At 71.4% G+C, this 3,806-nt stretch carries 4 protein-coding genes and 1 pseudogene; 2 read left to right on the forward strand and 3 right to left on the reverse strand.

The genetic code is table 11. The annotated features are described in order from the left end of the window. Positions 1-53 precede the first annotated feature (53 nt). Genes BN10_RS14990 through BN10_RS15000 form a run of 3 tightly spaced genes read right to left on the reverse strand, consistent with a single transcriptional unit; the run spans position 54 to position 2,204 of the window. Positions 54-455 carry a cytidine deaminase gene (locus BN10_RS14990; protein WP_010852089.1) on the reverse strand — a complete coding sequence of 134 codons (402 nt, stop codon included), beginning with the start codon at positions 453-455 and terminating at the stop codon, positions 54-56. After that, a complete protein-coding gene (locus BN10_RS14995) occupies positions 452-1,648 on the reverse strand; it encodes an amidohydrolase (RefSeq protein WP_040752050.1) in 1,197 nt (398 codons plus the stop codon). Before BN10_RS14995 ends, BN10_RS14990 begins: the two co-directional genes overlap by 4 nt. A 22-nt stretch (positions 1,649-1,670) precedes the next feature. Continuing rightward, entirely contained in the window at positions 1,671-2,204 is a 534-nt protein-coding gene (locus BN10_RS15000; protein ID WP_010852091.1) for a GbsR/MarR family transcriptional regulator, read from the reverse strand. A gap of 55 nt (positions 2,205-2,259) precedes the next feature. On the opposite strand from BN10_RS15000, the gene BN10_RS15005 reads away from it, so the two are divergent. Together BN10_RS15005 and BN10_RS15010 are read left to right on the forward strand one after the other, a co-directional pair. Then, positions 2,260-3,099: an ABC transporter ATP-binding protein gene (locus tag BN10_RS15005; RefSeq protein WP_010852092.1), complete on the forward strand. Its 840-nt coding sequence runs from the start codon at positions 2,260-2,262 to the stop codon at positions 3,097-3,099. Then, positions 3,096-3,806, forward strand: a pseudogene (locus BN10_RS15010) (ABC transporter permease); the annotation flags it as partial. The gene BN10_RS15005 and the pseudogene BN10_RS15010, both read left to right, overlap by 4 nt.

The following is a 3,806-nucleotide window of genomic DNA, read 5'->3' on the forward strand; positions in this document are numbered from 1 at the left end:
CCGCGATTTGCTCCCTCTCGACGGGGATGGGCACGGCGGCGACCCGTTGGCCGTCAGCGCTGGGCGAGATTCTCCGGCCCAAAGGCCTGCGGCAGGACCTCGCTCATGGGCAGGACACCCTCTGGCGTCATCAGCAGGCAGTCGGCGCCGCCGTTCTCCCACAGCAGTTGACGACACCGGCCGCACGGCATGAGCGGCTCACCGCGACCGTCGACGCAGTATGCCGCGACGAGGCGCCCACCGCCGGTGGCGTGAAGCTCGGAAACCATGCCGCACTCGGCACACAGGGTGACGCCGTAACCCGCGTTCTCGACATTGCAACCGGCCACGATCCGGCCGTCGTCGACCAGCCCGGCGACCCCCACGCGATAACCCGAGTAGGGCGCATAGGAGTGAGTCGTCATCTCGACCGCCCTCGCATGCAGGGCGTCCCAGTCGATGTCAGGAGCGCTCACGCCGACGCCTTCACGCGGGTGACCACGGCCGACAGGGCCAGCAGGCGCGCCCCCCCGAGCACGGCGTCCTCGTCGACGACGAGGTCGCCCTGGTGCAGGTCATAGGTCGGGCGGCCGGGCGTGCGCGTGCCGAGACGCGCCATCGCGCCGGGGGCGTGCGCGAGGTACCAGGAGAAGTCCTCCCCGCCCAGCGACTGCATGGTCGGGGCGGCCTGCATGCCGGCCGCGCGGGTGGCCAGGCGCAGCGCTTCGACGGCATCGACCTGGTTGACGACCGGCGGGACGCCCTTGACGCGCTCCAGCTTGGCCTCGACACCGTAGGGCGCGACGACGGCCTGGACGATCTCCTCGAGGAGCGGCCCGACCGAGAGCCAGGCATTGGCGTCCAGCATGCGCAAGGTGCCGCTGCACTCCCCCGAACTCGGGATCACATTGCTCGCCTTGCCGGCCTGGACCGTGCCCCAGACGAGCGCCGCGCCGGCCCGGGGGTCGAGGCGGCGGCCGAGCGCGGCAGGGACGTCGGTGACGACCTTGCCGAGCGCGAAGATGAGGTCCTCGGTGAGTTGCGGACGCGAGGTGTGGCCGCCACGGCCGTGGAGGAGCACGCGCACGTGGTCACAGGCAGCGGTCAGGGGTCCCTCTCGCAGACCGACCTGGCCGACGTCCAGGCTCGGGTCGCAGTGCAGGGCGAAGACCGAGTCGACGCCCTCCATGGCCCGGTGGGCGATGGCGTCGTGGGCGCCGCCGGGGATGATCTCCTCGGCTGCTTGGAAGATCGCCCGCACGGCGATCCCGCGCTCGCGCAGTTCGTCCTCGTGGGTGGCCAGGGCGAGCACGGCACCGAGCAGCGCCGCCGTGTGGACGTCGTGGCCGCAGGCGTGACAGACACCCGGGTTCGTCGACGCGAAGTCGAGGCCGGTGCGCTCCCGGACCGGCAGCGCGTCGATGTCAGCGCGCAGGGCGACGCGATAACTCGCCTGCTCCGGACCGATGTCGACCACCAGCCCGGTCCCCGGGAACGGTCGCACGGCAAGCCCGGCCCCGGAGAGTCGCTCGATGATCCGCTTCGTCGTGCGCGTCTCCTGCCGGGAGAGTTCCGGGTGGGCGTGCAGGTCGCGGCGGAAGGCGTGCAACTCGGGGGCCGACGAGGAGATGGTCGCGGTCAGGGCCGCGCAGAAGTCGTCGTCAGTCATCGCCCGACAAGCGTACGCCGACTCAGCGGCTCCTCCGGCCGCCTTCGGTATGCCGCGGGGCTCGCTCACGCTTGCGCGCCTCCCAACGCCGCGCCATCCCGGCCATTTCCTCACCGACGAAGACGAGGAACTCGCGCGACTCGGCCAGCCGTTCGCGTGCCTGTGCGTCGGGTGCGGCCGTGACGCCCTCGTCGAGCGCCCGGATGATCGGGCCGTAGACCTGGTCCGATCGCAGCAGGAGGCTGTGCCACACATCGTCCATGGCGACATAGACGTCCTTGCGACCCCCGGGCTCCCGCTCGCGGCGCACCCAGCCGACCTGGACCAGGTACTTCACCGCTCCCGACACTCCGGCCGCACTCACCTGCAGTGCCTCGGTCAGCTCGACGGCCGTCATCCGGCCGTCACTGTCTGAGAGCAGGGCGGCCCAGACGCGCGCGGGAAGGGGGGGCAGTCCCGCTTCGGACAGGGCCGACGCCAGGTGCTCGACGGCCTCTCGGCCGGCCTCTCGCCCCGCGGTCGCCCGGGGGGGCTGTGGGCGGGGGGCGGACGGCATACCGGAAAATCTACAACATTCATGATTTCCTGAAAACCGGCGTAGTCTCCGGAGCATGACTGCAGTCATCCAGACCCGGGGTCTCACCAAGCACTTCGGCACCACCGTCGCCCTCGACGGTCTCGACCTCACCGTCGAGGAGGGCACCGTCCACGGCTTCCTCGGCCCCAACGGCGCCGGCAAGTCGACGACGATCCGCATCCTCCTCGGCCTGCTGCGGGCGACCGGCGGCCGAGCGCGCCTCTTCGGGCAGGACCCGTGGCGCGACGCCGTCGACCTGCACCGCCAACTCGCCTACGTGCCCGGCGACGTCACGCTGTGGCCGAACCTCACCGGCGGTGAGGCGATCGACCTGCTCACCCGACTGCATGGCCGCCATGACCCAGGGCGTCGCGCCGACCTGCTCGAGCGCTTCGACCTCGACCCGACGAAGAAGGGCCGGTCCTACTCCAAGGGCAACCGGCAGAAGGTCGCCCTCGTCGCGGCGCTCGCCTCGGACGCCCCCCTGCTGCTCCTCGACGAGCCGACCTCCGGCCTCGACCCACTCATGGAGCGCGTCTTCCAGGAGGAGATCGTGCGCGTGCGTGACGAGGGGCGCACGGTGCTGCTCTCCAGCCACATCCTCAGCGAAGTCGAGAAGGCCTGCTCGGTCGTCAGCATTGTGCGGGCCGGCACGATCGTCGACTCCGGATCGCTCACCGCTCTGCGACACCTGGGCCACACGCACGTCGTCGCGACCTATCCCGACGGGCACACCGAAACCGCCGACCTGGAACCGAGCGAGGTCGCCGGCTGGGTCGCCGCGCGACCGGGGCTGGCCTCCCTCACCGCGACGCCGCCCACACTGGAAGAACTCTTCCTCGCCCGCTACGAGAGTGGGGCGCCGACCCGATGAGCGCCGTGTCGGGCACCGGCCCGTTGCTCGCCCTCGCCCTGCGACGGGACCGGGTCCTCATCCCCCTGTCGGCGCTGGCCCTCACCGCCTACTCGGTCGGTTCGGCCAAGGCGACGGTCGCGCTCTACTCCGATGCTGCCAGCGCGATGAAGGACCTCGGCAGCGTTCTGAACTCCCCCTCGACCCTCACCCTCTACGGCCCGGCGACGACGACCAGTCTCCAGGGACTGTCCATCTTCAAGACTCTGCTCATGGGATCCGTCTTCGTCGGCCTGCTCGCCTTCACCATCGTCCGTCGCCACACCCGGGTCGAGGAGGAGGAGGGACGCCTCGAGCTCATCGGCGCCGGCGTTGTCGGCCGGCAGGCCCCGCTCACCGCGGCTGTGCTGCTCGCCGTCGCGACCACGCTCCTCGTCGGTGGCCTGTCCGCGGCGGGGATGATCGGACTCGGTTTCCCGGCAACCGGGTCCTTGGGCTTCGGCGCCGCCTGGGCGATCACCGGCCTGGTCATGACCGGCGTCACGGCCGTGGCCTGCCAGCTGACCAGTAGCGCCCGCGGCGCGGCCGGCTGGGCCCTCGGCACCCTGGGCGTGCTCTTCGTCCTGCGGGCCGTCGGCGACACGGCGACGAGCGACGCCGGCCGATCACTGCGCTGGATCTCCCCCCTCGGTTGGGTCAACCAGGTCTTCCCCTTCGGCGCTGACCGC

It is taken from the genome of Phycicoccus elongatus Lp2, from assembly GCF_000367525.1.
Taxonomy (GTDB): Bacteria; Actinomycetota; Actinomycetes; order Actinomycetales; family Dermatophilaceae; genus Phycicoccus_A; species Phycicoccus_A elongatus.

Coding starts and splice junctions, on each gene's coding strand:
- BN10_RS14995 (WP_040752050.1), bottom strand. CDS start 1,648: ATGACTGACGACGACTTCTGCGCGGCCCTGACCGCGACCATCTCCTCG.
- BN10_RS15000 (WP_010852091.1), bottom strand. CDS start 2,204: ATGCCGTCCGCCCCCCGCCCACAGCCCCCCCGGGCGACCGCGGGGCGA.
- BN10_RS15005 (WP_010852092.1), top strand. CDS start 2,260: ATGACTGCAGTCATCCAGACCCGGGGTCTCACCAAGCACTTCGGCACC.